At 37.6% G+C, this 24,662-nt stretch carries 32 protein-coding genes; 16 read left to right on the forward strand and 16 right to left on the reverse strand.

Annotated features, from left to right (window positions below; genetic code table 11):
* Window positions 1-488: 488 nt before the first annotated feature.
* The 4 genes from CEQ83_RS03660 to CEQ83_RS03675 all read right to left on the reverse strand — a co-directional run bounded on the left by CEQ83_RS03660 (window position 489) and on the right by CEQ83_RS03675 (window position 3,348).
* Complete coding sequence (locus CEQ83_RS03660) at window positions 489-1,340, reverse strand: ClpXP adapter SpxH family protein (protein ID WP_028412354.1); 852 nt, start codon at window positions 1,338-1,340, stop codon at window positions 489-491.
* 26 nt (window positions 1,341-1,366) lie between these two features.
* Complete coding sequence (locus CEQ83_RS03665) at window positions 1,367-1,777, reverse strand: globin domain-containing protein (RefSeq protein ID WP_013055433.1); 411 nt, start codon at window positions 1,775-1,777, stop codon at window positions 1,367-1,369.
* 286 nt (window positions 1,778-2,063) lie between these two features.
* Window positions 2,064-2,753, reverse strand: a complete 690-nt coding sequence (locus tag CEQ83_RS03670; RefSeq protein WP_028412353.1) for a lytic transglycosylase domain-containing protein — start codon at window positions 2,751-2,753, stop codon at window positions 2,064-2,066.
* 4 nt (window positions 2,754-2,757) lie between these two features.
* Window positions 2,758-3,348 carry a CYTH domain-containing protein gene (locus tag CEQ83_RS03675; protein WP_028412352.1) on the reverse strand — a complete coding sequence of 197 codons (591 nt, stop codon included), beginning with the start codon at window positions 3,346-3,348 and terminating at the stop codon, window positions 2,758-2,760.
* A gap of 216 nt (window positions 3,349-3,564) precedes the next feature.
* Here CEQ83_RS03675 and CEQ83_RS03680 point away from each other — a divergent pair, with 216 nt between their 5' ends.
* The 4 genes from CEQ83_RS03680 (at window position 3,565) to CEQ83_RS03695 (ending at window position 6,381) form a co-directional block, all read left to right on the forward strand.
* Window positions 3,565-3,951, forward strand: a complete 387-nt coding sequence (locus CEQ83_RS03680) for a UPF0738 family protein (protein WP_014461567.1) — start codon at window positions 3,565-3,567, stop codon at window positions 3,949-3,951.
* A gap of 27 nt (window positions 3,952-3,978) precedes the next feature.
* Window positions 3,979-4,614 (forward strand): GTP diphosphokinase, encoded by a 636-nt coding sequence (locus tag CEQ83_RS03685; protein ID WP_014461566.1) that lies wholly within the window; start codon window positions 3,979-3,981, stop codon window positions 4,612-4,614.
* A 61-nt stretch (window positions 4,615-4,675) separates the two neighbouring features.
* Complete coding sequence (locus tag CEQ83_RS03690; RefSeq protein WP_025749877.1) at window positions 4,676-5,473, forward strand: NAD kinase; 798 nt, start codon at window positions 4,676-4,678, stop codon at window positions 5,471-5,473.
* A 14-nt stretch (window positions 5,474-5,487) separates the two neighbouring features.
* Window positions 5,488-6,381 (forward strand): RluA family pseudouridine synthase, encoded by an 894-nt coding sequence (locus CEQ83_RS03695; RefSeq protein ID WP_028412351.1) that lies wholly within the window; start codon window positions 5,488-5,490, stop codon window positions 6,379-6,381.
* Window positions 6,382-6,414: 33 nt separating this feature from the next.
* On the opposite strand, the gene prpE is transcribed toward CEQ83_RS03695, so the two are convergent.
* A complete protein-coding gene (gene prpE / locus CEQ83_RS03700; protein WP_155017006.1) occupies window positions 6,415-7,155 on the reverse strand; it encodes a bis(5'-nucleosyl)-tetraphosphatase PrpE in 741 nt (246 codons plus the stop codon).
* A 177-nt stretch (window positions 7,156-7,332) separates the two neighbouring features.
* Here prpE and mgtE point away from each other — a divergent pair, with 177 nt between their 5' ends.
* From mgtE to CEQ83_RS03720, 5 genes are all read left to right on the forward strand, one after another.
* The gene (mgtE, locus tag CEQ83_RS03705; protein WP_028412349.1) at window positions 7,333-8,709 is read left to right on the forward strand and encodes a magnesium transporter; all 1,377 of its coding nucleotides are present in this window, start codon (window positions 7,333-7,335) and stop codon (window positions 8,707-8,709) included.
* A 158-nt stretch (window positions 8,710-8,867) separates the two neighbouring features.
* Window positions 8,868-10,727 (forward strand): monovalent cation:proton antiporter family protein, encoded by a 1,860-nt coding sequence (locus CEQ83_RS03710; protein ID WP_155017007.1) that lies wholly within the window; start codon window positions 8,868-8,870, stop codon window positions 10,725-10,727.
* A gap of 171 nt (window positions 10,728-10,898) precedes the next feature.
* On the forward strand, window positions 10,899-11,033 hold the full coding sequence (locus CEQ83_RS27545) for a hypothetical protein (protein ID WP_255256918.1): 135 nt from the start codon (window positions 10,899-10,901) through the stop codon (window positions 11,031-11,033).
* A 214-nt stretch (window positions 11,034-11,247) separates the two neighbouring features.
* Window positions 11,248-11,760 carry a CotO family spore coat protein gene (locus tag CEQ83_RS03715; RefSeq protein WP_033578056.1) on the forward strand — a complete coding sequence of 171 codons (513 nt, stop codon included), beginning with the start codon at window positions 11,248-11,250 and terminating at the stop codon, window positions 11,758-11,760.
* Between the two features lie 77 nt (window positions 11,761-11,837).
* Window positions 11,838-12,173, forward strand: coding sequence for a DUF1360 domain-containing protein (locus CEQ83_RS03720; protein WP_048022000.1), 336 nt, complete (start codon window positions 11,838-11,840; stop codon window positions 12,171-12,173).
* Between the two features lie 47 nt (window positions 12,174-12,220).
* Here the strand turns inward: CEQ83_RS03720 and CEQ83_RS03725 are convergent, their stop codons facing one another.
* Both CEQ83_RS03725 and CEQ83_RS03730 read right to left on the reverse strand, forming a co-directional pair.
* Entirely contained in the window at window positions 12,221-13,054 is an 834-nt protein-coding gene (locus CEQ83_RS03725) for a hypothetical protein (RefSeq protein ID WP_098113531.1), read from the reverse strand.
* 139 nt (window positions 13,055-13,193) lie between these two features.
* Complete coding sequence (locus CEQ83_RS03730; protein WP_028412344.1) at window positions 13,194-13,931, reverse strand: BMQ_0737 family morphogenetic spore coat protein; 738 nt, start codon at window positions 13,929-13,931, stop codon at window positions 13,194-13,196.
* A 261-nt stretch (window positions 13,932-14,192) separates the two neighbouring features.
* Between CEQ83_RS03730 and CEQ83_RS03735 the strand changes: the two genes are divergently transcribed.
* From CEQ83_RS03735 to CEQ83_RS03750, 5 genes are all read left to right on the forward strand, one after another.
* Entirely contained in the window at window positions 14,193-14,579 is a 387-nt protein-coding gene (locus CEQ83_RS03735; RefSeq protein WP_028412343.1) for a hypothetical protein, read from the forward strand.
* A 67-nt stretch (window positions 14,580-14,646) separates the two neighbouring features.
* Window positions 14,647-14,823, forward strand: a complete 177-nt coding sequence (locus CEQ83_RS26915; protein ID WP_167387307.1) for a hypothetical protein — start codon at window positions 14,647-14,649, stop codon at window positions 14,821-14,823.
* Between the two features lie 61 nt (window positions 14,824-14,884).
* Window positions 14,885-15,064, forward strand: coding sequence for a hypothetical protein (locus tag CEQ83_RS03740; protein ID WP_014461555.1), 180 nt, complete (start codon window positions 14,885-14,887; stop codon window positions 15,062-15,064).
* 87 nt (window positions 15,065-15,151) lie between these two features.
* The gene (locus CEQ83_RS03745; RefSeq protein ID WP_013055448.1) at window positions 15,152-15,274 is read left to right on the forward strand and encodes a YjcZ family sporulation protein; all 123 of its coding nucleotides are present in this window, start codon (window positions 15,152-15,154) and stop codon (window positions 15,272-15,274) included.
* Window positions 15,275-15,407: 133 nt separating this feature from the next.
* Window positions 15,408-15,665: a sporulation-specific transcription regulator SpoVIF gene (locus CEQ83_RS03750; RefSeq protein ID WP_013055449.1), complete on the forward strand. Its 258-nt coding sequence runs from the start codon at window positions 15,408-15,410 to the stop codon at window positions 15,663-15,665.
* Window positions 15,666-15,712: 47 nt separating this feature from the next.
* Here CEQ83_RS03750 and CEQ83_RS03755 read toward each other — a convergent pair whose 3' ends face one another.
* Both CEQ83_RS03755 and CEQ83_RS03760 read right to left on the reverse strand, forming a co-directional pair.
* On the reverse strand, window positions 15,713-16,501 hold the full coding sequence (locus tag CEQ83_RS03755; RefSeq protein WP_028412342.1) for a M48 family metallopeptidase: 789 nt from the start codon (window positions 16,499-16,501) through the stop codon (window positions 15,713-15,715).
* Between the two features lie 342 nt (window positions 16,502-16,843).
* The gene (locus CEQ83_RS03760) at window positions 16,844-19,162 is read right to left on the reverse strand and encodes an ATP-dependent helicase (protein WP_098113530.1); all 2,319 of its coding nucleotides are present in this window, start codon (window positions 19,160-19,162) and stop codon (window positions 16,844-16,846) included.
* A gap of 377 nt (window positions 19,163-19,539) precedes the next feature.
* On the opposite strand from CEQ83_RS03760, the gene CEQ83_RS03765 reads away from it, so the two are divergent.
* Window positions 19,540-19,791, forward strand: a complete 252-nt coding sequence (locus tag CEQ83_RS03765) for a hypothetical protein (protein WP_033578061.1) — start codon at window positions 19,540-19,542, stop codon at window positions 19,789-19,791.
* 75 nt (window positions 19,792-19,866) lie between these two features.
* Here the strand turns inward: CEQ83_RS03765 and CEQ83_RS03770 are convergent, their stop codons facing one another.
* The 6 genes from CEQ83_RS03770 to CEQ83_RS03790 all read right to left on the reverse strand — a co-directional run bounded on the left by CEQ83_RS03770 (window position 19,867) and on the right by CEQ83_RS03790 (window position 23,214).
* Window positions 19,867-20,544, reverse strand: a complete 678-nt coding sequence (locus CEQ83_RS03770) for a DUF421 domain-containing protein (protein ID WP_028412339.1) — start codon at window positions 20,542-20,544, stop codon at window positions 19,867-19,869.
* Window positions 20,545-20,633: 89 nt separating this feature from the next.
* Window positions 20,634-21,068 (reverse strand): GNAT family N-acetyltransferase, encoded by a 435-nt coding sequence (locus CEQ83_RS03775; protein ID WP_028412338.1) that lies wholly within the window; start codon window positions 21,066-21,068, stop codon window positions 20,634-20,636.
* A gap of 5 nt (window positions 21,069-21,073) precedes the next feature.
* Window positions 21,074-21,586 (reverse strand): YjcG family protein, encoded by a 513-nt coding sequence (locus CEQ83_RS03780; RefSeq protein WP_013055455.1) that lies wholly within the window; start codon window positions 21,584-21,586, stop codon window positions 21,074-21,076.
* Between the two features lie 82 nt (window positions 21,587-21,668).
* On the reverse strand, window positions 21,669-22,394 hold the full coding sequence (locus CEQ83_RS03785; RefSeq protein ID WP_155010426.1) for an alpha/beta hydrolase: 726 nt from the start codon (window positions 22,392-22,394) through the stop codon (window positions 21,669-21,671).
* Between the two features lie 71 nt (window positions 22,395-22,465).
* A complete protein-coding gene (locus tag CEQ83_RS26920; RefSeq protein WP_081732847.1) occupies window positions 22,466-22,732 on the reverse strand; it encodes a hypothetical protein in 267 nt (88 codons plus the stop codon).
* Window positions 22,733-22,827: 95 nt separating this feature from the next.
* On the reverse strand, window positions 22,828-23,214 hold the full coding sequence (locus tag CEQ83_RS03790; RefSeq protein ID WP_028412336.1) for a hypothetical protein: 387 nt from the start codon (window positions 23,212-23,214) through the stop codon (window positions 22,828-22,830).
* A gap of 172 nt (window positions 23,215-23,386) precedes the next feature.
* Between CEQ83_RS03790 and CEQ83_RS03795 the strand changes: the two genes are divergently transcribed.
* Complete coding sequence (locus tag CEQ83_RS03795) at window positions 23,387-23,923, forward strand: phosphatidylglycerophosphatase A family protein (protein WP_028412335.1); 537 nt, start codon at window positions 23,387-23,389, stop codon at window positions 23,921-23,923.
* A gap of 125 nt (window positions 23,924-24,048) precedes the next feature.
* Here CEQ83_RS03795 and CEQ83_RS03800 read toward each other — a convergent pair whose 3' ends face one another.
* A complete protein-coding gene (locus CEQ83_RS03800) occupies window positions 24,049-24,528 on the reverse strand; it encodes a GNAT family N-acetyltransferase (RefSeq protein WP_028412334.1) in 480 nt (159 codons plus the stop codon).
* Between the last annotated feature and the right edge of the window lie 134 nt (window positions 24,529-24,662).

Raw genomic sequence — 24,662 nt, forward strand, 5'->3', positions numbered from 1 at the left:
AGCTGTATCCTGCTTCATTTTTTAAATCCCCGAAATTTGTTGTGATTGTTAAGCAATGTAAAAATAATAAGAATAGCTAAAAATAAGAGAGGGCCTGCGATAATGAGAGGAACAAGCTGCATAAGAGATAAAATATAGAATAAAAAAGAAAATAAAAGAATCACAACCCCTAGAGTAATTCCAGCAATTTTCATAGTTAACACCTCTATTAAAAGCATAATTGGTTGTACTATATGAGTGAATCTGGCTGTTTATGAAGTTTTTTTATAAAAAAGTGAATAAAATTGAAAAAAGGGGTTGCCAAAAGTCGACATAATTTGCTATAGTATTAATCGTGAAGTTTATCACAAAACAAACATATACCCCTTTGTTTGACCGTGAAAAATTTCTCCCATCCCCTTGTTGTCTTAAGACAAACGAAAAGACTTGGCGAAAGCCAAGTCTTTTTTGTGTAGTTGATGCTTAGGATAAGCATCAACATTTAATAATTAACAGCTCTTTTCAGTACTTCTCCAAAAGGTTCCATATTTGACAGGAACTCTTTCAACAACTTGCTGAAGCTGAAGTTTTTTCAATTCTTTTTCAGCCTCTTCTAATGATAAACCATACACAACTGCAACTTCTTTTGAAGCAACAAATTGAAAATAGCTTAAAAATGAACGAAGAGGCGGAAGACAAGCTGGATCTGGGTCAATTTCTAACATCTCTTTAATGATGTGTACATATGTTTCGTACGAATAGTATCCTGATATCTTAATGCCTTCTTCTTCAACTTTTTCGTTAAAGAACACAAGAGTTGGAATCTCATCGACATCCATTTCCGATGTGATTTTTAAATCACATTGAAAAGCCTTCGCAGCGTAATCTGAATGCAAATCTTTTACAAATTCATTAACATCTAGCCCCACATGTTTTGCACATTGTATTAAGACAGATTCTTCTGTAACATTTTGTTTTTCTAAAAATACTACTTCTTGAAGTCTTCTCAAAAAGCGAATGCCCTGTTTCTTTCCTTGCAGCCCGGCCGCTTTAATTGCAATTGATGCAGCGTAAGGAGTATCGATGGGGTTTTCAAGCCACAGGTTGCCGTCACATGACATGCCGGAGCGGCTTCCAGTTTTCTCCCACGATTTTGCAATATGTTCAAATCTCTGCTGTGCTCCAATATTTAATTGCTGCAAGTTTCCGCCAAGCACATGCTTGAGGGATAACAGCTGACCATATTCTATTTGTAACTTTTTTAGAATAGGCTCGAGTGCCCAGCACTCTGGACAAAGAGGGTCAACAAATACATAGATTTCAAGCGGTTTTTTATTTGAACCTTGACAAAGCTGATGCAAGGATGGGTATTGGCTGTTTAGATTACTCAATGTGAAAATCCTTTCTCATCTGTCTGTTCCGGTGAATTAATCATGTGTTGGGCAGTTAAAATAAGACGATGATAAAGTTCATCTCTCTCAGGGCCTTCTAAATTAATTTCGTCCATTGCTTCATGCATACACGTCAGCCAGGCTTTGGCTCTTGACGGTGTAATTTCAAAAGGAAGATGCCTAGCTCTCAGCATAGGGTGACCATGCTCTTCAGTGTATAGCGAAGGCCCTCCTAAATATTGTGTCAGAAATTGCTTTTGCTTTCGTGCTGTTTCTGTTAAATCATCAGGAAAAATTGGCGCGAGCTCAGGATGTTGTCCAACGCGTGTATAAAAAGCATCAACAAGTTTTGAAATCGTATGTTCACCGCCTAATAATTCGTAAGGGGAGTGGATTTTTTCTCTCATGTTGATAACTCCTTTGTTATAAGAAATATACGTCTTAACTCTTTGGTGTTTTTTACTTTCCTTAATTTTAGCAGTGTCATTTCGTTAACTCAAACTATCCGCTTACTTCTTCTACTGGAAAAGAGATAAAGTGGAATTTTACATAAGAAAAGTCTATGATGCTGTGGCGAATCACTTAGTATGAGAAACAAAGGAATCCTTTCACAAACGTTTCCTTCTATTTATATAGTGTAACCTCGACAAACTACAGTCATTCCATGGTCGAGTCGCGAATGATTGGACTCTTTTACACGAGATAAGAAGACATAATTTTATTTACATATTTTTGCGTTTCTTGAAAAGGAGGTACTCCGCCGTATTTATCGACATTACCTGGTCCAGCATTGTAGGCTGCCAACGCTAATTTCACGTTTCCGTCGTATTTATCTAACATTTGTCGAAGATATTTGGCTCCTCCAAATACATTTTGCTTGGAGTCATACGGATCTTCTACACCAAGAGCTTTAGCGGTTGCTGGCATTAGCTGCATAAGCCCAGCCGCTCCGACAGAACTTTTGGCAGAGGGATTAAAATTTGACTCTTGTTTAATAACAGAACGAATAAGTTTAGGATCCAGCTGGTAGCGTGCAGCTGCTTCATTAATTATCGTTTGTACATCATGAGAACTGGCCTTTGCCATTTCGTTTTTTTGTGCAGGTAAGGCAGCAGTTGAAGCGGCTGCCTTATCTGAAGAAGAAACAGATGGCTGGGATTGCGTTTGAACCGCTGTAGCTGGAAACATCTGCGCTGCCTGCAAGTAAAGATTGGTACTCATTTGAGGCTCTTGATTGACGTAGTCTTGAAAAAGCTGAGCAAATACAGAGAGTAAAGTTGTACCAAGCATCACGTTAGCTGTTGGCAGCTGGTTGTTAACTGAAAATGGCTGAGTTCCAGGAAATTGAACGGAAGACATGTAATGGTTAATATTCATGCTCATGAATTTACTCTCCATCCATCAACGTATACTTTCGCTTGTAAAACCGTCGAATTTTGTTTTCCGTTGGTTTCTTTTTAATATCAAGCTCCGTAAGCAATTGCTCAAAATATTTTGCCCCTTCATTGGCATCGGTTACTTCGTATTCGAGTTCATAGTCCTCAGCACCTAGATAAAAGCTATGATCGAGTACAAGTAACCCGTTCTTATATGGAATTTCTGCTCGACTTGTACGCAAAGTGCCAAAATAAGTTAGCGCATGGCTATCGACTTGTAAATCAGTAATAAGCTGTTGAATTGTTGACGGAATCTTGGCGCTGCCATCTAGCAATTCTTTAGCTTGTTCATTTGTTAATGCTTCATGTGTTTCTAAAAGGCCCTCTTGATGAGGCTGTTTTAGCGTGAGAACGGATTTATTTTTTTTGCTTCGAATTCGCAGGGCAGCTCCGCAGTCTTTCAATGAGAAAGCAGGTGTATCAAAATAGTGGTTTTCTTGAGAAATAAACTGATCTTCAGTTAATTGAAAGTGTGAGCGGAGACGATCAAACTCTTCTTTCGTTACTATATTTTTAAATTCAATTTCAATTTCTTGTTTCAATGAAATCATCCTTTTAATTTAGGTCTTTTGGTAAGGCACTTTCCATCTTAATTTATCACACTTTTTGAGACAGTAAAACTACATTTCCTAACAGGAATATCCATATGGGGAACTTGGAAAATGAAGAAATACGGATTGTTTAGGTTTTACCTTTATTAAACGTTCCTGGAATGTGTTAAAATAGTAACGAATTGTATAGTTGGAAGGAGTTTATTTATGCACAATCGAATTGACATCACTACCTGTGTGATGAAATCAAATGAATTACATTTAAAAGCAGACCCTATTGAGACGGAAATTGAACAATTGGAAGATACAAAACAAATGCTTGTTGACTCAGATAACATGTCATTTGTATATGTTGTAGATATTAATGATCAATTTATGTATGTTGGCCTTAGTGATAATATTTGGGCGAATTTAAAGCACGTCTTACATAAAGATATGAAAGTATTTTTAGAAATTAATAAGGAAGTAATTGAGCTATCAGCCGTTAAAGAAGAGCTGTCTTATCTCATCAGTAACATCGAAGGAAACGTGAATTATGGAGACGAGATGGTAGCAAGAGTAGAGGAAGTTTTTTTAGATAAAGAAAATAAGTAACAGAGAGAAAAAAGGGGGGTGTTATTAATGATCAGGCATTGGGATTTATTTTTAGCACCGTATAAACAAGCCGTTGAAGAACTTAAGGTGAAATTAAAAGGAATTCGTTCACAGTATGATATGAAGTCTACGCATTCACCTATTGAATTCGTGACGGGACGAGTAAAGCCTATCGCCAGTATTTTGGATAAAGCGACTCGAAAAGGAATTTCTCTCGATCGCTTAGAGGAAGAGATGCAGGACATTGCAGGACTCCGTATGATGTGTCAATTTACGGACGATATTAAAGCGGTCGTAGAGCTCCTTCGTCAGCGCACAGACTTTGAATTGATTGAAGAAAGAGATTATATTCTTCATAAAAAAGAAAGCGGCTATCGTTCATATCATGTGGTCGTATGTTATCCTGTTCAGACAATTAAAGGTGAAAAGAAAATTTTAGTGGAAATTCAAATTCGTACACTGGCTATGAATTTTTGGGCTACAATTGAGCATTCTTTAAATTATAAGTACAGCGGGAAATTTCCTGAGAATATCAAAAAGCGACTTCAGCGTGCTTCTGAAGCGGCTACTCAGCTCGATGAAGAAATGTCTCAAATACGAGGTGAGATCCAAGAAGCCCAGGCTATTTTCTCACGAAAAAAAGAATCGGCGGAAGAATCTTAGGTATGACTCAGCAACAGCTTTGTACACTGGATGGATAGGGGGAGAGAATTAGGTGGAGAAAATAAAATTTGCTATTACATCAAAAGGCAACCAAATATCAAATACGCTTATGCAAAAAATGAAAACGTATTTATTAGATTTTCATTTAGAATATGATGAAAACCAGCCTGATATTGTAGTGTCAGTAGGGGGGGATGGAACGCTTCTCTACGCGTTTCACCGCTATCGAAACCGACTTGACAAGACGGCTTTTATTGGGGTTCATACCGGTCATTTAGGCTTTTACGCAGATTGGACACCTGATGAGATTGAGAAGCTGGTGATTGCTATTGCAAAGACACCCTACCAGACTGTAGAGTATCCACTGCTCGAAGTGATTATCCGCTATACGAACGGTGGACGCGAAGCTCGATATTTAGCTCTGAATGAATGTACGGTGAAAAGTGTAGAAGGCTCTTTAGTAATGGATGTGGAAATTAAAGGGCAGCGATTTGAGACATTCCGAGGAGACGGCCTTTGCGTATCAACTCCCTCGGGAAGTACAGCTTATAACAAATCCCTTGGAGGCGCGATTTTACATCCTTCGCTTCAAGCTATTCAAATTGCTGAAATGGCTTCTATTAACAATCGAGTGTTCCGTACGATAGGTTCTCCATTGGTTCTTCCTGGACATCATACAGCGCTGTTAAAGCCTGTTAACGACGCAGACTTTCAAATTACCATTGATCATTTAACTCTTTTACATAAAGATGTAAAGTCGATTCAATTTCGGGTAGCAAGCGAAAAAATTCGATTTGCTCGCTTTCGCGCGTTTCCTTTCTGGCAGCGTGTCAGAGACTCTTTTGTATGTGATGATTAAAGGCAGGGAAGAGAATGAAACAAGTTTTTACGTTGAGTTGGACCGTAGATCATTCTTTCGAGGGTGTAGCGGTTCGTGAATTTTTAAAAGAACATGATATTTCCAAAGCTTCGCTGACGGACATTAAGTTCAGAGGAGGAGCGATTGAAGTAAATGGAAAGCATGCAACGGTTCGATATATTCTGCAAAAAGGTGACGAAATCAAGGTGGCGTTTCCACCAGAAAAAGCAAGTGAAAGTCTTCTTCCTAAAGCTATACCTTTGGATATTGTATACGAAGATGAGTATATATTAGTTTTGAATAAGCAGCCAAACATGCCAAGTATACCTTCTCGAGAACATCTAACGTGGTCACTAAGTAATGCTGTGCTCTATTATTATGAGAAAAATAACATTAACTCGACTGTTCATCTTGTGAACAGGTTAGACCGAGACACATCTGGGCTGCTTATTGTGGCTAAGCATAGGCACGTTCATTACTTATTCTCTAAAGCACAAAAAGAACATGAAATTAAACGCGTGTACCGAGCTTTTGTTCATGGTAAGCTTGTTGGCAAGGAAACGATAGAGGCACCGATTGGCCGAAAAGAGTCAAGTATCATCGAACGGGAAGTAAGAGAAGATGGGCAGTTTGCTATTACACACTATACGGCGCTTCGTCCGTATTCTTCTTTTACAGAAGTTGCTCTTTCGCTTGAGACGGGGAGAACTCACCAAATTCGTGTTCATATGGCTTATAAAGGATATCCACTGCTTGGAGATACCCTATATGGCGGAACGAATCATCTTATTTCTCGTCAAGCTCTCCACAGCTATGAGCTCACTTTTTTTCATCCTTTTTTACAAAAAACGTTGTCTTTTACAGCACCTTTGCCGCCAGATATGCAGAAACTTCAAATCGTAAGATAAAAGTCGCTTTTTAAATGAAAAGCGACTTTCTTTTTACACGAAGTGATTAAATTTTTCCTCTACATAAGGCATAGATGAAGGCACCGATATAATATTCCCTTCAGGATACTGAAACGCCGTTAAAGCCCCTCCAAAAACTGCGCCCGTATCAACATTAATGGTATTATGAATTTTTCTGGCTTTTACTACGGGCGTATGCCCATACACGATAAAAGGTTTTCCGTTATAATGTTGGGCCCAATCCCGTCGGACAGGCATACCGTTTAGATGTTTTTCACCCGTAATGTCTCCGTATAGCACAAAGGTTTTAACTTTTTTATCCGTTCTGCCGATGTATTCAGCTTTAAGGCCGGCGTGAGCAATAATTACTTGATTTTGATCAAGCTGCACATATAGAGGTGATTGCTCATAAAGCTCAATAAACTTTTTTTTAATGAATTTCTGTTCTCTTGAAGGCAAGGCTTCGTACTCAGCAACGGTCGTTTCTAACCCATGAGTAATTTCCACTTTGTTACCGCAAAAGAAGCGATATAGCTTATTACAGTGATTGCCTGGACAGTAGTAAGCTTGCTGATGCTTGATTACAAGTGACCATACGAGCTCAATCACTTTTAGTGAATGAGGTCCTCGGTCTGTTAAATCACCTACAAATCCAAGGCGCCGTCCGTCAGAGTGGACAGGAATCCCGTCTTGCCACTCATACCCAAGTTTTTCTGTTAACGCTTTTAATTCATCATAGCATCCATGGATATCGCCTATTATATCTACTTTCATCTTTTATCCACATCCTTAAAAGGTTTTTCCTTTGACGATATAAAATTACCCTTATATGGAGCAAACTATGTGTAGAACTTATATATTATTGGGAAAAGAGTAAAGAGCTATGAGTTGAAAAAAAACAAAATTCATCATAAAGTTAAATGAGTTTTGTGCGACAGGGAGGTTGAAGACATGACAGATTCAATTGAAAAAGAAGAAAAAGCATGGTTCGCCGAACATTTATTATCACTTCTAGAAAAAAATGAAATCGATGCATTTCGTGAAGAATTTTTACATATGCATACGTATGACCAAGCTCAATTTTTTGAAGAATTAGATGAGCCTTCTAGGTTTGCGCTGTACGAGATGTTATCTCCGGAAGAAATGGCGGATATCTTTGAAAATGTAGAGATACGAGAAGAAGATTATCAAGAAATTCTCTCAGAAATGCATCCCAATTTTGCAGCAGACATGCTGTCGGAAATGTCGGCGGATGATGCCGTTGACGTATTAAATGAATTGGATAAAGAACAAGTGGCGAGCTATTTAACGATTATGGATGAAGAAGCAGCCGATGAAATTAAAGAGCTGCTTCATTACGAGGAATATACCGCTGGAAGTATTATGACTACTGAGTTTGTGGCCATTCGTGAAAATCAAACCGTACATTCAGCTATGCACATTCTACGCAGGGAAGCTCCAGAAGCGGAAACGATTTATTATGTATTTGTTATTGATGAACAAAAGCATCTAGCAGGTGTTATTTCTCTTCGTGATTTAATTATAGCAGATGAAGATACCATGATAAGCGAAGTTATGAATGAACGAGTTGTATCCGTGTCAGTAGCAGAAGACCAAGAAGAAGTTGCGCGCATTATGCGCGATTACAACTTTCTTGCGCTTCCAGTTGTTGATTTTCAGCAGCATCTTCTAGGGATTATTACGGTTGATGATGTGATGGATGTTCTTGATGAAGAGGCATCGGATGACTATTCTAAATTAGCCGGTATTAGTGATGTAGATGATACGATTGACCACAATCCCTTAGTAGCGGCCAAAAAGAGGCTGCCTTGGCTGATTATTTTGCTGTTTTTAGGAATGATGACAGCGAGTTTAATTGGACGTTTTGAAGATACGTTGAATCAAGTAGCTATTTTAGCTGTATTTATACCTTTAATTGGCGGTATGGCTGGTAATACAGGAACACAGGCACTAGCCGTTGCGGTTCGCGGACTGGCGACGGGAGAAATCGAAGAAGAAAGCAAATTTAAGCTGTTAATCCGAGAAGCAGCTACCGGAATGATTACGGGCGCATCATGTGGACTTTTAGTTGTATTAATTGTTTATATTTGGCAGGGAGATCTGGTTTTAGGCGCTTTGGTAGGCGTCTCTGTATTTTCAACATTGATTGTGGCTACACTAGCAGGAGCGTTTATCCCGCTTCTCATGCACAGATTCAAAATTGACCCTGCAGTCGCATCAGGACCATTTATTACAACGATCAATGATCTTATCAGTATTTTAATTTACTTCGGTCTAGCCACAACATTTATGAGTTATTTAAAATAATGAAGGGACTTTGGAATTCGACATGAGTAATCATGTCGGATTTTCATTATCAGTTCATATAGTTGACAGAGAACCTTCAAGCTTTTATGATTAACCTTTAATTTTGAATACTAACGTCTTCGTTTTATAAATAGCGAAGGTAAAAGGAGGGGAATCTAATGGAACAGCACGCGTCCTTTACATCACTTGTTATCGTCATTAGTTTGGCCTTTTTAACGCCTATACTGTTGCATCGGTTTAAACTCAACATTATACCTGTAGTCGTAGCTGAAATTATTATGGGATTAATTATAGGGAAAAGTGGTTTTGACCTTGTGGAGCAGGATATGTGGCTTGAAACACTTTCCACTTTAGGCTTTATCTTTTTGATGTTTTTAAGTGGTTTGGAAATTGATTTTTCTGCTTTTGCTGGAGGAAATTCAAAAGACAAAAAGGCATCAGGAGCGAAGGTTCCGAATGCTTTTTCCATTTCTATACTAGTGTTTGCAGCTATCTTTGCGGTTTCACTATTTTTGTCCTATGTTTTTGTATGGACCGGTTTTATTGATAATGCCTTTTTGATGACGCTTATTATTTCTACCATTTCACTAGGAGTAGTAGTGCCGACTTTAAAAGATGCACAGATTATGAAAAAGCCAATTGGACAAACCATTTTATTGATTGCGGTTATTGCGGACTTAGTCACGATGATTTTACTAGCCGTATTTGCTTCCGTCTATGATAAATCAGGAAATAGCAATACATGGTTGATTTTAATTTTATTTGGAGTAGGAGTGATTTTATACTTCATAGGGAAGCAGTTTAAAAACCGATCGTTTCTTGAGACAATGTCTAAAGGTACAATTCAAATTGACACGCGCGCCGTATTTGCACTCATTATCATTCTAGTGGGCCTTTCGGAGTCAATTGGTGTTGAAAACATTTTAGGCGCTTTTTTAGCGGGATCACTCGTTTCTCTTCTTGCGCCTAATAAAAACTTAGTTCATAAATTAGATTCGTTTGGCTACGGTTTTTTAATTCCTATCTTTTTTGTGATGGTAGGAGTGAAGCTTGACGTTTGGTCATTGTTCAGTGATAAAAAAGTGCTGATTTTAATGCCTTTATTATTCATTGCATTATTAATATCCAAGCTAGTTCCAGCGTTAATCTTAAGAAAATGGTATGATATGAAAACCGTTTTGGCATCGGGTTTTCTTTTAACATCGACTTTATCACTCGTTATTGCGGCAGCAACGGTTGGTGAAAATATTGGTGTGATTGATTCACAAATGTCCGGTGCGCTGATTTTGGTGGCGATTATTACATGTATTATTACACCTATTATCTTTAGAAAGCTGTTTCCAAAGCCAGAAATCAGTGATAGAAAGCTGAAGGTCAATATGCTTGGTGCAAATCAATTTACACTCCCGGTTATTCGAGAAATGGATCTTGATTTATATGATGTGACGATTTATCATCCTACTCAGGACAAAATTGAAAACCGTACGTCGGATTCCATTTTTAATATCGTCGACATCGATGGATATAGTAAGGAAACGTTAAGAAGTATAGGGATTTTAGATGCGGATGTATTAGTTGTAACAACAGGGGAAGAAGAAAGAAATAGCGACATTGCTCTATTTGCAAAAGAGTATGGTACAGAACGGGTTATTGCCCGCGTAGAAAGTCCTGTCTTAGATGAAAAGATGAAAGAAAATAACATTGAAGTTTTTTCTGTGCTGTTATCTACAACGGCATTGCTAAAAGCTTTAATCGAATCGCCAAATATTTTAAATATCTTAACGAATCAAGAAACAGCACTTTATCAAATTAATATGCGTAACCCTAAATACGAGGGGGTAGAGCTTCGTAAGTTCCCGTTTACAGGAGATGTGATTTTTGTTCGAATCTTCAGAGGGAAAGATTCTATTGTACCTCATGGCGATACAGAGCTTGAATTTGATGATCGTTTGATTGTAACGGGGTCTCGTTCGTATGTGAATGAATTGCGTATGCTTCTTGAGTATAAAATTAGATAAAGGTATTTAGCTGGATTTAGTTTTCTACCTGATTGAATGAGAGGAAGAGACTGAGACAAAAGTATTTTAGCTCAAGTGAAAAACGAACCACTGATCAACATGTTTGATTAGTGGTTCGTTTTTTTTTGTTGTTTTGAAAATAAGTTTCATCTGTTTAGCTCTTTCTAGCAGTTGATTGGAGGGCAAGACGAAGACTCCTGCGGGAAAAGTGGAAGGGGTGAGACCCCGCAGGAGCGCAAGCGACGAGGAGGCTCATTGGCCGCCCGCGGAAAGCGAAGTCTTGCACGGAAATCAACGGCGGTGTAACAAGCGTTCAGCTCATGTATCCTATTTATGCGTCTTTAGATTGAATTAATTTAGTTATATCTCAACTTCTTTTGTGGTATTTTCCTAAATTATATAAAAAAGTATAGTGCTGCTTTTATTTCTAAAAAGGCTGCCGCAAAAAAATAAACAAGTTTTTCCGTGTGCAAGCATACATTTTTAAAAGAACGATAACAAGCAATTGGAGGTATGCTTCATGACTAACTCAAAATCTAAGTCAGAAGAAAATGAGCCGCTAATGTACATTGTCCAGCCAAACGCTACGCAAAACCAGCGTTCTATGCAATATTATTTTAGTTCAAAACAGCAAGACAATAAAGGAATAGAGAAAGAGCATGTGTTAAAAGAAGAGCCCAGCTTTTCTTCTATTCAAGAAGTCAAAGAGCCTGACGTAGAAAAAGTGGAAGAGATTAAGAATGAAAAAAAGGAAGAGCGTTCAATTGTTCCCGTGGATATACCGCAATCAGAGAATAAAAAGCCAAATAAAATGTTTCAGTCTATGACGATTAAAGAAAAAGTTGAATTTCTATGCAGCTTCCCGCCTCATATGTCTCAGCCAATTTGTGAAATTACGTGCCAAAATCAAAAATATATAGGAACAATTTTAGAATTAAAAGAAGGAAGTTTATACGTAAGCGTTCCTCCTAATAAAGAGAAAACAGTATTGACATTTCATGATATTCAAACCATATCTATCGTTAAAATTTAAGTAATTTTAAAAGCTAACAGTGAAAAAGCACGTTAGCTTTTATTTTCATAAGTTTGTGAATGTACGGAGGAATGAAGATGACATGGATTTATCTAACGCTATTTATCTTTGCAACGTTTCGACTTACTCGTCTAATTGTTTTTGATAAAATTACGGCTTTTATTCGGAAGCCGTTTCACAAAATTGTAGAAGATCAAGATGAACAAGGAAATACGGTAACGTACCTGGAGATAAAAGGGAAGGGGCTGCAAAGGTGGATTGGAGAACTGCTCAGCTGCTATTGGTGTACAGGCATATGGTGTGCAGTAGGAATTTATTTTAGTTATGTAGCGGTCCCGCACATTGCTATTCCTGTTATTACGATCTTAGCTATTGCAGGGTGTGCAGGAATTATAGAATCTTTTATGAAATAAATGGACGAGTTAAAAGACATATTGATCGTCAATATGTCTTTTAATGATTAAGGGAAATTTAGCACAACTTTATTTAAAAAAGGAATACCTTCCTGCCACTCTTCACTATAGAAAAAGCCTTCTAGAATAAACGAAGTCGTATCAGTGGAGAGAGGAATGACTACTTGAAAAGAGTCAAATAATAATTTGCCTTTGGGCTTTAATACTGTTTGCTTAATGGGTTTAATCCAATATTCACCGTCATTTTGAATTTTTTCGTTCCATTTTGGATGAGCGTAGCGCCATTCTAAAGAAGAAGAGGGGACACTAGAAGCTTCAATATCTTTTTCATCAATGAGCTTCCCGCTTAACATAGCAGAAGCAGTAGGCTTCATTTTTAAGCAAAGTGTTGGAGAGTATAAAGTACTGCTCGTTTGATTTTGAATAATTACGTTGCCGAACATCATCAGCTCGCTTTCATCTTGTTCTGGCAGCAGTATGGAATGTTGGAAGAAACAGAGGATATCGCTTTTTTCGAACCTTTCTATGGGTTTTTCTACAATCTTTTCAATTACTTTCTCCACGATTTTTTCTTCAATAACGGGCTGTTTCCTTGAAGCTTTTTCTCGAAACGCTTCGGCAATAATTTTTTGTTCGGAAAGCTCGTTTCTCAGTAGATCCAGTTCTTTTTCTAATTCTTCAATTTCTACTTCTTTTTCAGATGTAGAAAGCGTCTCAGCGTGTTTCTTTTTCCAAAACGATGTATTTTCTTTTTCTCGCTCTAAAGCTCGTTCATAGCTTTTTAGTTGGTTTTGCACGTTTCGAATTTCTGATTTATAGTGTATGAGCTTTTGTTTTAATTGAGTTAGATCATCTTTAGGGGAAGGGGAGTTACGACTCATCTAGTAGTCTCCTTTCCTGCTGAGCTATAAATTAATCTGGTCGTTAGAGCTGCCCATAGCAGTTTTATTTATATGTATGCAGAAAGCGCGTAAAGGATGAAAAAAGAGGAGAAATATTCTCCTCTGGCTTTTTATCTTGTTAATCAAATTCGTGATGGTCGAAGCCTGACTCTACATCGTCTCCATCAAAATCATCGTGATGTGGTCTTCCAGGGAAAATAGCATCACATTGAGGTGGATATTCAATAGGTGAGCAGCTGCTTGTAGAAATGATTTCAGGGCGAGGGTAGCAGAAGCTTCCTTCTACTTCAACTTTAACATCTTTTTCAATTTGAACACTTAGGCATAACATAAGATCAAAGCTTAATTGCTGTAAGTGACAATCTGATAATCTGAGAGAACCGTCAGTTCCTTCAAAAGATTCAAGGTGGACAACAGGTTCTGTTCCTTCCGGGGCGCATAAATAGAATGTTTGATGTATTTTCCAAGGAATAACGCTAGATTCAACCTCATCGTGTTTGTGATGTCCATTCAATTCAATTAACTTAACTCGGTAAAAGCCGCTAATTGATAATTTTACTTCATGAAGAACAACAACTTCTCCATCTGGTAACACAATTTTTTTAGGTCTGCGACCACCGTGCGGCACAAGCTCAATCACGTTATCAAGTGCGTCTTCATCTGAAGGATCTACAGGGTGACCTTCACTATCTGTTAAAACAATTTCCACTTCTACGTCATGGCCTAAATCTTTAAGTGCTTCTTCTTCAAATAATGAAGTGTCGTTCGTAAAGATTTGTGGTAAAACAACTTGACGTCTAACCCAGTCGTACACTTTAGGTACGCGGATACATAATGATTCAAAAAGTTCTGCCATTTTTAAACCTCCTAATTGTAATTGTCCTTCCTTTACGCTTTTCGTTACTAGGTATCGGACTACTATAGTGTATGAATGACCTGCTTTTATGTTCCTTAGTAAAAGCGGAATTTATCGGAATAAATCCTAGTTGGAGCGAGCATAAAAAATGAAGGAAATAATAAACTCAATTACAGCATATTCATGTTAATAAAAAGTGTTATTCATCTTTAACTGATTTTTTAGAAGCTGTGGGTTATTTATAATGGAGGAGTGAAGGGCATGAGCGAGGAAAAAACAAAACAATATATTGCTTCATTGAAGTCGGAGTTGGCTTTTTATAAAGAAGAATATCAAAAATTCAAGCACCAAGAATTTGAATATGAAGATATGAAGGAAGAGTTATTGGAATTACAGCAAAAGCATGAAGAAGAAAAAAAGAAGCTAGAGGAAAAAATAGATTGGCTTAAAGCATGCGTCAATGAACAAAAATCAAAAACCGAACAGTCTATTGTACAGTACAATCATCAAGCTCAAGGGACAATTCAAGAACTGCAAAATCGGCTGCGTGAAGTGACAGAGCAAAAGGGAGGAGAAAGACCGAGAGTGAGGAAACAAAAAAACAGCACGGATTTATTTTTGTCCCTGCAGCGCAAAATGGACAAATAAGATAGAACGTCTTTCTTTAGTCCTGAATATAATGTTATAGATAGGATGCTGTGAAAAGGAGGGAAACATGATGTATTATCATTATAATTATAATCCTAATCAATACCCTCAGCCCCTGCCTTATCATCCACAACCAATGACAAAACAATCGGTGAAGAAAGGGCATGCCATTCCTAAGCCAGTCCAGTACCCTTCTCCAAAACAAGGTGGTTGCGGCTGCGGTTCAAAGTTACCAAAGCGATAAGCAATAGAAGCATTGTCACTCGGACAATGCTTTTTTACATGGAGTGGAGAGAGGTGTAGAGATGCCAGATTTTTTCGATGAATTTGAACGGTTTTTTGAACAGCATATGATGGGAGAACATCGAAAGAGAATGAAAGAAGTAGAAAAAGCAGAAAATCAGATGGAACAGCAAGAGAGGAAACTGCAGCAAAATGTAAAAAGACTTGATGAGCAAGATGCTGAAGATCCGTTTGGACAATGAAATTTAATGTACACAGTTGAAAAGCCCATACAAAATCATATTATTGAACATACAGTATAGAGAGTAAAACAGAGGGGGTGTAATATTATGGGCTGCGGATTTGGCTACGGTGGTTGTGGTTACGGTGGTGGCTACGGCGGTGGTTTTGCGTTAATCGTTGTATTATTCATTCTATTAATTATTGTTGGTTGTGTTTGTTTTTACAATTAATCCCTTCTATGAATAAGGCACCGAAAAGTGCGGGTGAAGTTTCACTCGCACTTTATTTTTTTATTAAATGTAAAGGGCACCATCTAGGCACATGGTGCATACGATGAAGTATAAATAAAGGAGGTCATGCAAAATGGATAATAATATGTTTAAAAATATAGAAAAGAAAACAGGCGTTAATATGAAGGATATTTTTGAACTTGCGAATTCTGTACAAAATGCTAATTTTAAAGATGAGCAAACGGTGCGTAATATTGTGAAGCGAGTAGCACAAATTGCGAATAAGCCAATTTCAAAACAAAAAGAAGAACAAATTGTTAAGGCGATTGCAAACAATAATCAATCCATTGATTTTGCGACCATCGCTAAAATGCTAAATGAGAAAAAATAATTTAATATTTTTATATAAAGCCCTGAGGTGTCAGGGCTTTTTTCCATTTAGGCAATTTCATTTGTTTGAAATGCGTTAGAATCAAGATCAAACAGTTCGGGATGCTGTGCTAAGTAATTAATTTCTTTAATACGATGAGCGATAGGAGGGTGAGTTGAAGTAGCTTGATTCAACCACATAAAAAAACCTTTTTCCTGTGAGTGCGTATGAACAAATTCTTCCTGATTTACTTTTTTATTTAGACAATGACCAACCGCAAGTATAGTGAGTGCTTGAGTGGCAGCTTTTGCATCACCAATCGCAACGGAAGCTATGCGATCACATGTATATTCACAGGCCCTAGAGTAAGCTTTTCCTAAAAAAGGAACCCAAAGAGCAGGTAGAATAAGTGAGTGGTAGAGTGTGTGCTTACGTTTGATATGAACTAATTCGTGGGCAATGATAAAAGAAAGTTCTTTTTCTTGATTATCTTCAATCATTTCAACAATGTCGGAGTATAAAACGACAAAGTGACGTCCAAAAAAACGTGTAGCAAACGCGTTTAATAAGCCGCCTGATTGAACAATATAAATATCGGGCAGCTCTAAATCCAGCTCTGAAGATAAATGTTTTGCCTGATGATAAGTATGCGGGAACTGCTTCTCTGTCAATCTAACTCCATTATTGCGAATTTGAGCAATAGAGAAACCGTGTAGCATAAATGTAATGAAAAAACCGATTGCAATGTAGAGAATGCCGACGAGTGAAATAATTAAAAACAAATAGGTTAATAAGCTGATAACCATACACAAAATGAAAAAAATCTTTTCATTTTCATGAATAAGCTTTGCGTTCAATAATGGAACCTCCTAAAATATAGTAATGCAGTACATAACGTAGTGTAACGCATCTACTTATGAATATCTACCTCTTAGTGGAATGTTTGGTTAATAATAGAGGTTGAAACGTAACGAAATCAATCCAATCTAAAGAGGAGAAAATTGGATACATGAGCTCCTACGGGGTCTCATCCCTTCCGCTTTTCCCCAAAGAGCCCTCCAATCAACAGCTAGAAGCAACTAAATATATTAACTCTACATGTACATGACAATAAAAAGTACGAACGGTTAATCAATAATTTTGATTAACCGTTCGTACTTCAATTTGACTAAAATACTTTTGTCCCAGCCTTTTTTGCTTTATACTTTTTTTATAAAAGACTTCAGAAATCTTGAAGGATAAGCGGTTTTACCTCTTCTAGTTTGCGGAACAGATAAGTAAAGTGAATTCTGTGCACGCGTCATGGCTACATATAAAAGGCGGCGTTCTTCTTGAAGCGGCACATCATCTCCGCCTCGATAAGCTTCGAGTGCATAATCATGAGGCAATCCTCCGTCTACGCTGCTCAGTACGTATACATGCTTATATTCAAGACCCTTTGCTCGGTGAATGGTGGTTAGCTGAATACTTTCATTAAATTGCTTGCTTAAAGCTTTCATCTCTGTGTTCATGGCAATCATATGATCCACATGCTCTAACAGTTCAGGTACGGTTTTGAATTTACGTGCTACAACTTTTAAATCCCGCACGTCATCCGAACCTTTTTCCATCATATTTCCTTCATTTCCTCGTTTTTTGACAAAATCATCGAATCCCATATCCTTAGAAATCGTCTCAAGTGCCAAAGAAGGAGACATTGATTTTAGCGACTTGAATAAAGGAATTACTTTCTTGAGCTTTTTTTGCTGAAACGGTTTTAAATCTTGAAGATATTCAAGCGCATCAATAAATGTACCATCATGAAGAATACTTGCTGCTTTTAAGTCATTGACTGCTGTTTTCTTTAAAAAGAGTGCGTTCACTAAATCTTGTAGCGAACTTGCGTCATTTGGATTCACGCTCAAGCGTAGAAATGAAAGTAAACTTCGAACCATTCTTCTTTTATAAAACGAATCCGCATCTTGTTCGATTGAAAATGGCAGGTTTGACTGCGATAAACGTTCAAAGATGGCGCGTGAAGAAGCGTGAGTTCGGTACAAGACCGCGAAGTCAGTTGGAGAAGCTCCTTGCTTAATCTTTTCTTTCATATCCGTTACAATCATTGTTGCTTCTTCTTCTTCGTCGTATGGAAAGAAGAAGGTAGGTCTTAACTCATTATCAAACTGGGCAGCCATTTCTTTTTGTCGGCGCGCTGTATTTCGTGCAATTACTTTATTAGCGGAAGAAACGATGGCGTGAGCTGAACGATAATTTTGGTTTAACGTAATAACAGTTGTATGAGCAAAATCTTTTTCAAAGTTTAAGATGAACGAAGGGTCGCTTCCGCGGAAAGCGTAAATTGATTGATCATCATCTCCTACGACACACAAGTTTTTAGAGTCTTCACTTAGCATTTTCATAATTTTATATTGAACTTTATTGATATCTTGAAATTCGTCAATTAAAAAATAGCGAAATCTTTTTTGATAACGAGTTAGCAAATCGGGATTTTGTTTTAGCATTTCATAACATCCATACAGCATGTCATCAAAATCGAATAGCTGTTTTTGCTTTTTGACTTCTTCATAGCGACGATATAAAAAGTGCACATCTTGTTCCCATTTGTCTTTTGGGCGAACATCTTTCACGCCAACAAGCGTGTTTTTCCAATAGCCGATTTGCTGAAGTGCCTGATCAAACGGGAAATCTTTTTCATCCACGTGGAGCTCTCTTGCTGCTTCTTTCACGATCTGTTCTTTTTGCCAATCCCATTTCAGCAGGCGATCCATTTGCCACGCTTGAGGATTGTGATGAACAATCATACGTAAGAAAATGCTGTGAAAAGTTCCAACTAGCATTTGACGAAGATGTAAGCCGGACATCTTTGGATATGTAGCCAATCGTTCTTTCATTTCTTTAGCTGATTTAGCCGTGAAAGTCACCAGCATAATGGATTTTGGATCAATTTGTTTTTCTTGTATCATATATGCGGTGCGAGCTGTTAACACACGCGTTTTTCCGCTTCCTGCACCGGCTAGAATAAGAAGAGGTCCTTCTGAATGTGTAACAGCTTTCCATTGGTTCGAATCTAATTCAATACCGCTCTCTTTAAATTCATTTAAATAAGTAGAGTCAGAGTGTTTAGGAACAGGTGGTTTTGAGCGAAAAGCAGGAACACTTGAAAAAGGCGCGGAAGACCTCCATGTCGCTTTCTCTTTTACAGTTGAATTTTTCTCACCAATAGCTCGTCCTTTAGGAATACGAAATCCATTGGTTTCTCTGTATTCAGCCGGAGTTTCTTTTATTTGTTGTACAGCTGTTGTTTCTGATAGTGTGTCTGAACACTCTTCTCTTTCATGAGGAACTTGAGCATGATAAAAGTAAGGAGAATGTTCAATCCCCAGATATAATTTAACTGGTTCTCCGCAGTGAGCACATGTTATTTCTCCTCGGAGACTAGCTTCATATAAATATTGAAATCGGTCTCTAGCCGTTATAGCAAGATTAAGTATCTGTTTTTGATAAAGTGCACGTTGCAAAAAACATGGCCTCCTTTGTAAAACATGAACAATCAATAGTAAATAAGAGGGAGTTAAAGCAAGAAGCCGCTCTTGTTCTACATCGATATAGATGTGTATATACGCACAGTTTTTATTCTATAATCAAAGTCTATCATATCAAAATCATCTTTTTTTAAAAAGAGTACGGATATTTTTGGAGGGATACGATATAAAAAAGGGTATATATTGAGTAAGAGATCACATATGTTCAAAAAAAGGAGGTATAGATACAAAGTGCTATCTGTTTTGAACAAGTCTAGAAGAGGGCGTAAGTGAGCTGTTTCAATGTCGATACTTCTTGCGAAAAATACTGAGGTCTGGGAGTAGAAGGTATCTTGAAAAAGAGGAGGGTTCATATGGGATATATACTGCCCGTCACGCCTTATCAGTCTATTCAATATGCAAATCGCCTTCAAAAAAATAATGCTTCTTTTTCAAATCGTATTTGGCCTGTCCAGAAAAAAAGCTTTGACGAAGAGTTTGAATCGCGTTCTCACTCATTGGAATTGACGCCAAGTTCAGTACAAAAGCGAAAAAAGCTTCAAGCAGCAGAGCGTGTATACAGCAAGCTAACAAATAAGGGCCTAGTGATTAATACACGGGTATAATAGAAAAAATCGTGAACGCAGCAGAATGAATGCGCTCACGATTTTTAACAAAGTAATGAACAAGTAAAAAACACCTTAGTAAGATTCAATAAAAAGTGTACGGCCCTGCTGCCATTCAGCATAAAGCACCTGTTTATAATCGGTAAATCCCTGTTTTTTTAATTGTTTCTTTAGCCAGTCTTCATCAAAGCCTGACTGAATTAAGTTTTTCAAAAGCAAACGTCCATCACTGACGAAGGCGATAGATAAAACAGGTTCAGAAGGAGGCAGCTGCAGATCGCTTCTTGTTGGCTTAGCATAATCAGATTTTGGCAATACGCTTAGCGAGCCATCTGTTTCTAAAATCGCATATTCAACTTCACGAATGGAAAATATGTCTTTTGAACGCAGCATATGAAGAAGCTGATCGATATCTAATCGATTTTTGCTAAGTTCTTTGTACGAAATTTTCCCTTTTCGAATAATAATAGATGGCCGTCCTTCTAAAAACAAGCGCAGGCGAATATTTTTTTGAGTAATAACTTCGGTGACATAAATAAGCGCTCCCCAAAAGATAACAGCAAATAAAATTTTGCCTATGCCTACTTCTGAGTCATATAACGCATTTCCTACTAACTCTCCTAATACAAGAGCAGAGATAAAATCAAAAGTGGTAAGCTGAGTGATCGTCGCTCTGCCTAAAAATTTAGTTAAGATAAACAAGCAGATAAATCCGATAAAGAGTTCTAGTGCAATTCCGATAAGTTCATCCATATTTTCACCTAATTCACATGATTAGGTATTAGTATAAGCAAAGCAAAGGTTCTTATCCTTTAAAAAAGCAAAAACACCAGGTTCAATTCCTAGTGTTTTTTACTTAGTTTCTTTACCATCTCCACATGTGGAATTCCAGCATCCATAAATTCACCTGAAACCGTTACGTAGCCTAGCTTTTTATAAAATCCTTCCGCATGCGTTTGAGCATGCAGCTTAATCTTTTCAATCTCATGCTCTGCTGCGATCTCTTCTAACTTATCCATCAAAAGCTTTCCTACACCGTCTTTTCGATAAGAAGAAAGAACGCAGATTCGTTCGGCTTTTCCATAGTCCTCTACCATACGGAAGCGTCCTGCCCCAATTGGTGCATTTCCTTTGTATACAACTAAATGCAGGGCTTCGGAATCGTATTCATCGATTTCTTGCTCTACATCAACCTGCTGTTCTTCTACAAATACTTTTTGACGTACGAAGTAAGCATCAGAAGGATCTTGTTTGTTCGTTAGTACTTTGATGTTCACGTATCTTATCCCTTTCCAAGACGAAATGTTTCAAACACAGTCCATGTTTCATTTTCAAGCTGGTACATTAAATGAAAGCGATCAACTGTTTCTTCATGAGCGACATCTACAAGCTTCAACTGGCTATACACATCTAAGTGCTCATCATCTGAAAGTCGTTGACCAATTGTAATATGTGGAATAAATGAATACTCAGTTGGTTGTTCGAGATTGCCTTCATGAAGTTTATTGTAAAGTGACGTCAGTTCTGGCTTTTGTTCCACTTTTAAGTAAATAACGTTATTGGCTGGTGAAAATGAGCTTACTTTCGTTACATTTAATGTAAATGGATTTGTTTCTTCGGCAATTTTACGCAAATTAGCCGCAATTTCGTCAATTTGGTCTTCTGTAGCTTCAAAGACTTCTTTTAATGTAAGATGAGGCGGAATTAATGAATAGTGAGAATCATAGCGCTTTCGATAAGAATTCGCTACATCTTGCAATTTTTTAGATGGAAAAAGTACAACGCCAAATTTCATAAAAAATCCCTCCAAAGTAAGATCATAAAATATGTATAAAGCGAGCTTATTATAACAAATTTTCAAAAAATATGATATCTTTCTACTTCAACATATATTGAAGCGACCGCTTTACGTCTTTTTGCCAGTATTTCCACGTATGATTTCCATTAAATTCTTCGTAGAAAATAGAATATCCACGCTGCTTCATTTGTTCGTGCAACAGGCGGTTAGGCTCAATAAAGTTCAATATACCGTCTTGTGTTGTTTTGACATCCGTTTCTTCCGTTCCAATAACATGATACAAATCCAGAAGTGAAGGAGAAGCAAATGAGTTGACCGTTTGTAATACAGCATCGTTCACGAAAGGAGAATGCATAATTACTTTCCCGAACGTGTGAGGATACGCAATGGCCGTCAGCAGTGAAACTGTAGCAGCAAGCGAATCACCAATTAGAACACGCGATTTTCCCATTTGATATGTAGGATATGTTTTATCCAAAAATGGCACAAGTTCATGTGCTAAAAAGCGAATGTAAGCATCTACCTGCTTTCCTTCTGGATGATACTTATCGCGTCTGTCTTCCACGCTTTTATATGGAATTCCAACAAAAATAGTACGATCGATTTCTGACTCGTTCATTAAATCATCGATTAAACGAGGTGTACGTCCGTACATAACATAATCTTTTCCGTCTTGGGCGATAAGTAGAGAATACTTATAGAGCGTAGAATAGTTTGACGGCAAATAGACTAGTAACGTGACATCTTCTTGCAGTGCGTCACTATAAAAAGAAATTTCTTCTAACTTCCGCTTACTTTCTGACATGAATAATCGACTCCTATGCATTTGAATGAAAGCGTTACCTTTATTGTAACACATTTTCTAAAAATCGTTCTTTATTTTATTGTAACGAATTTTTTAGCGAATGACGAGAAAGAGGCATGCGTTGCTAAAAAAAGAGGTTGGGACGTAACGAAATGAATTTCATCCAAGCATGAACAATCTGGATATATAATCTGGGCAGCTTGCTCGGCCGCAGTTGATTTCCGTGCAAGACTCCGCTTTCCGCGGGCGGGCGGTGAGCCTCCTCGTCGCTTGTGCTCCTGCGGGGTCTCACCTGTTCCGCTGTTTCCGCAGAAATCTTCGCCTTGCCCTCCAACCAACTGATAGAAGGAATGAAACAGATAAAATCTGCGTCCACTTTAACAAAAAAAACGAATCATCAATCAAACAGTTTGATTGATGATTCGTTTTTTTGTTAATCTAATTTTTTCATCTTTTTAAACATATCTTTTTCTGCTTGAGTGGCTTTTTCTAGCGGTTTTTTCGTATATTCCTCTTCTTTTTCATCAATCGAAACCAATTCTGTGTCATTCTTTACATAACTTCGGATATTGCGAGCACCGAAATAGCCGTTTACATCTTTCAAAATAGGCTTGTTTTCTTTTTGATCATAAAGAGTATATGAATTCTCTTCTTTAACGATAGCATAGTGATTTCCTGCGAGCAGAGCCACAGCTTCTTTTTCGCTTTTTCCAAAAGTAGACATGAGAAACAGAACGATTAAGATGATAAAGAAAAGGGCTGTTGCGCCAATGAAAAATAATAATAAGCCTCTGCTAAATTTACTTTGTTTTTCTTCCACAGTAGACAAACCTCCTGATTCGATAATTTTATTATAGCAAGTAAATGTAATGAGCGCCTAAAGAGATATGTGACGAGTTTATGAACTCAGGCGGATGAACAAAAAAGGTTTTTAGCGGCTCTCATCGAATTTAGTATAAAGAGAGACAACAACTTGAAAAGGAGAGAGAGACATGACAGCGAAAAAAATCCCAACGAGCAAAGAAGTAGCAAAGGCAACATTTAATTTGCTGGAAGAGCGTGGCGTAACAGTTTTGGATATTGCTGAAATTGTGTATGATTTACAGCTTCCTTATCATCCAGCTCTAACCATTCAGGAATGCGCTGAAAGCGTAGAGAGAGTACTGCAAAAGCGAGAAATTCAGCATGCCCTTCTAGTTGGAATCGAACTTGATAAGTTAGCTGAGCAAAATAAATTATCAGAACCTCTTCAAAGTATTGTAGAACAAGACGAAGGGTTGTTTGGCGTTGACGAAACGATTGCTTTAGGTGCCGTTTTAACCTATGGCAGTATCGCTGTTACGACCTTTGGCTATTTAGATAAAGTAAAAGTAGGTATTATTGAAAAGCTGGACTGTAAAAAAGAAAAAGGAGTTAATACCTTTTTAGATGATTTGGTAGCGAGCGTAGCTTCTAGTGCGGCAAGTCGTTTGGCTCACCGTCAGCGTGATGAACAAGAACAGCTGCAAGAAGGCAATCCGGCTACGTAATAAACTTCTTTTAGTATGTATATAAGCTGCGTAAATTAACGCGTTAAAATGATTTAGTCTTTTATTTGAATAACGGAGGCTAGGCACGTAGGAGATACGTGCCTAGCCTGCGTTAATGGAACGATTTATGGCTGTAGTGAAGTAGTCATAAGATAGCTTAAGTTTTCCAGCCCAAGACTTTCATAAAAAGCACGTGCTTTTTCGTTAAATGCCCATACGGTAAGCTGGAGGTCATTTGCTCCTTTTTGTACAGCCCACTGTTTCGTAGCAGAAAAAAGACCTTTTCCTACCCCATAATTTTGAAAGCCTTTTTTTACACCAAAATATTGGATGTATGCTGTGTAGGAAAGCGGAGCTAACGTGGTGGGAGGGTTATATTTTAATTCAACAACAGACGCTCCAATAATTTGATTTCGATATTGAGCTACAAGAATATCAATGGTTGCATAATAAAGGGTAGCTTGATATTGTTCTGGAGATAAAACAGCCATTTGGTTATCAAACATAGAAGGGAGCGCATTTGCGTGGAGTTCTAGTGATTCCCCTAATATTTTATTTACTTCTGTATAATCATCTAGTTTTGCAGTGCGATAGATAATATCCATACACACTTCACCTACTTTTTAAAAGTTGTGCTTTATCATATGTAGCAACTTAGAAAATGTTAAATGAGAATGAAAACCTGAAAATTTTAAGTGAAGAACTGCACTAAACAGAGCATATATTTTATGCTCTGTTT

Origin of the sequence: Priestia megaterium (genome assembly GCF_009497655.1) — a bacterium.
Taxonomy (GTDB): Bacteria; Bacillota; Bacilli; order Bacillales; family Bacillaceae_H; genus Priestia; species Priestia zanthoxyli.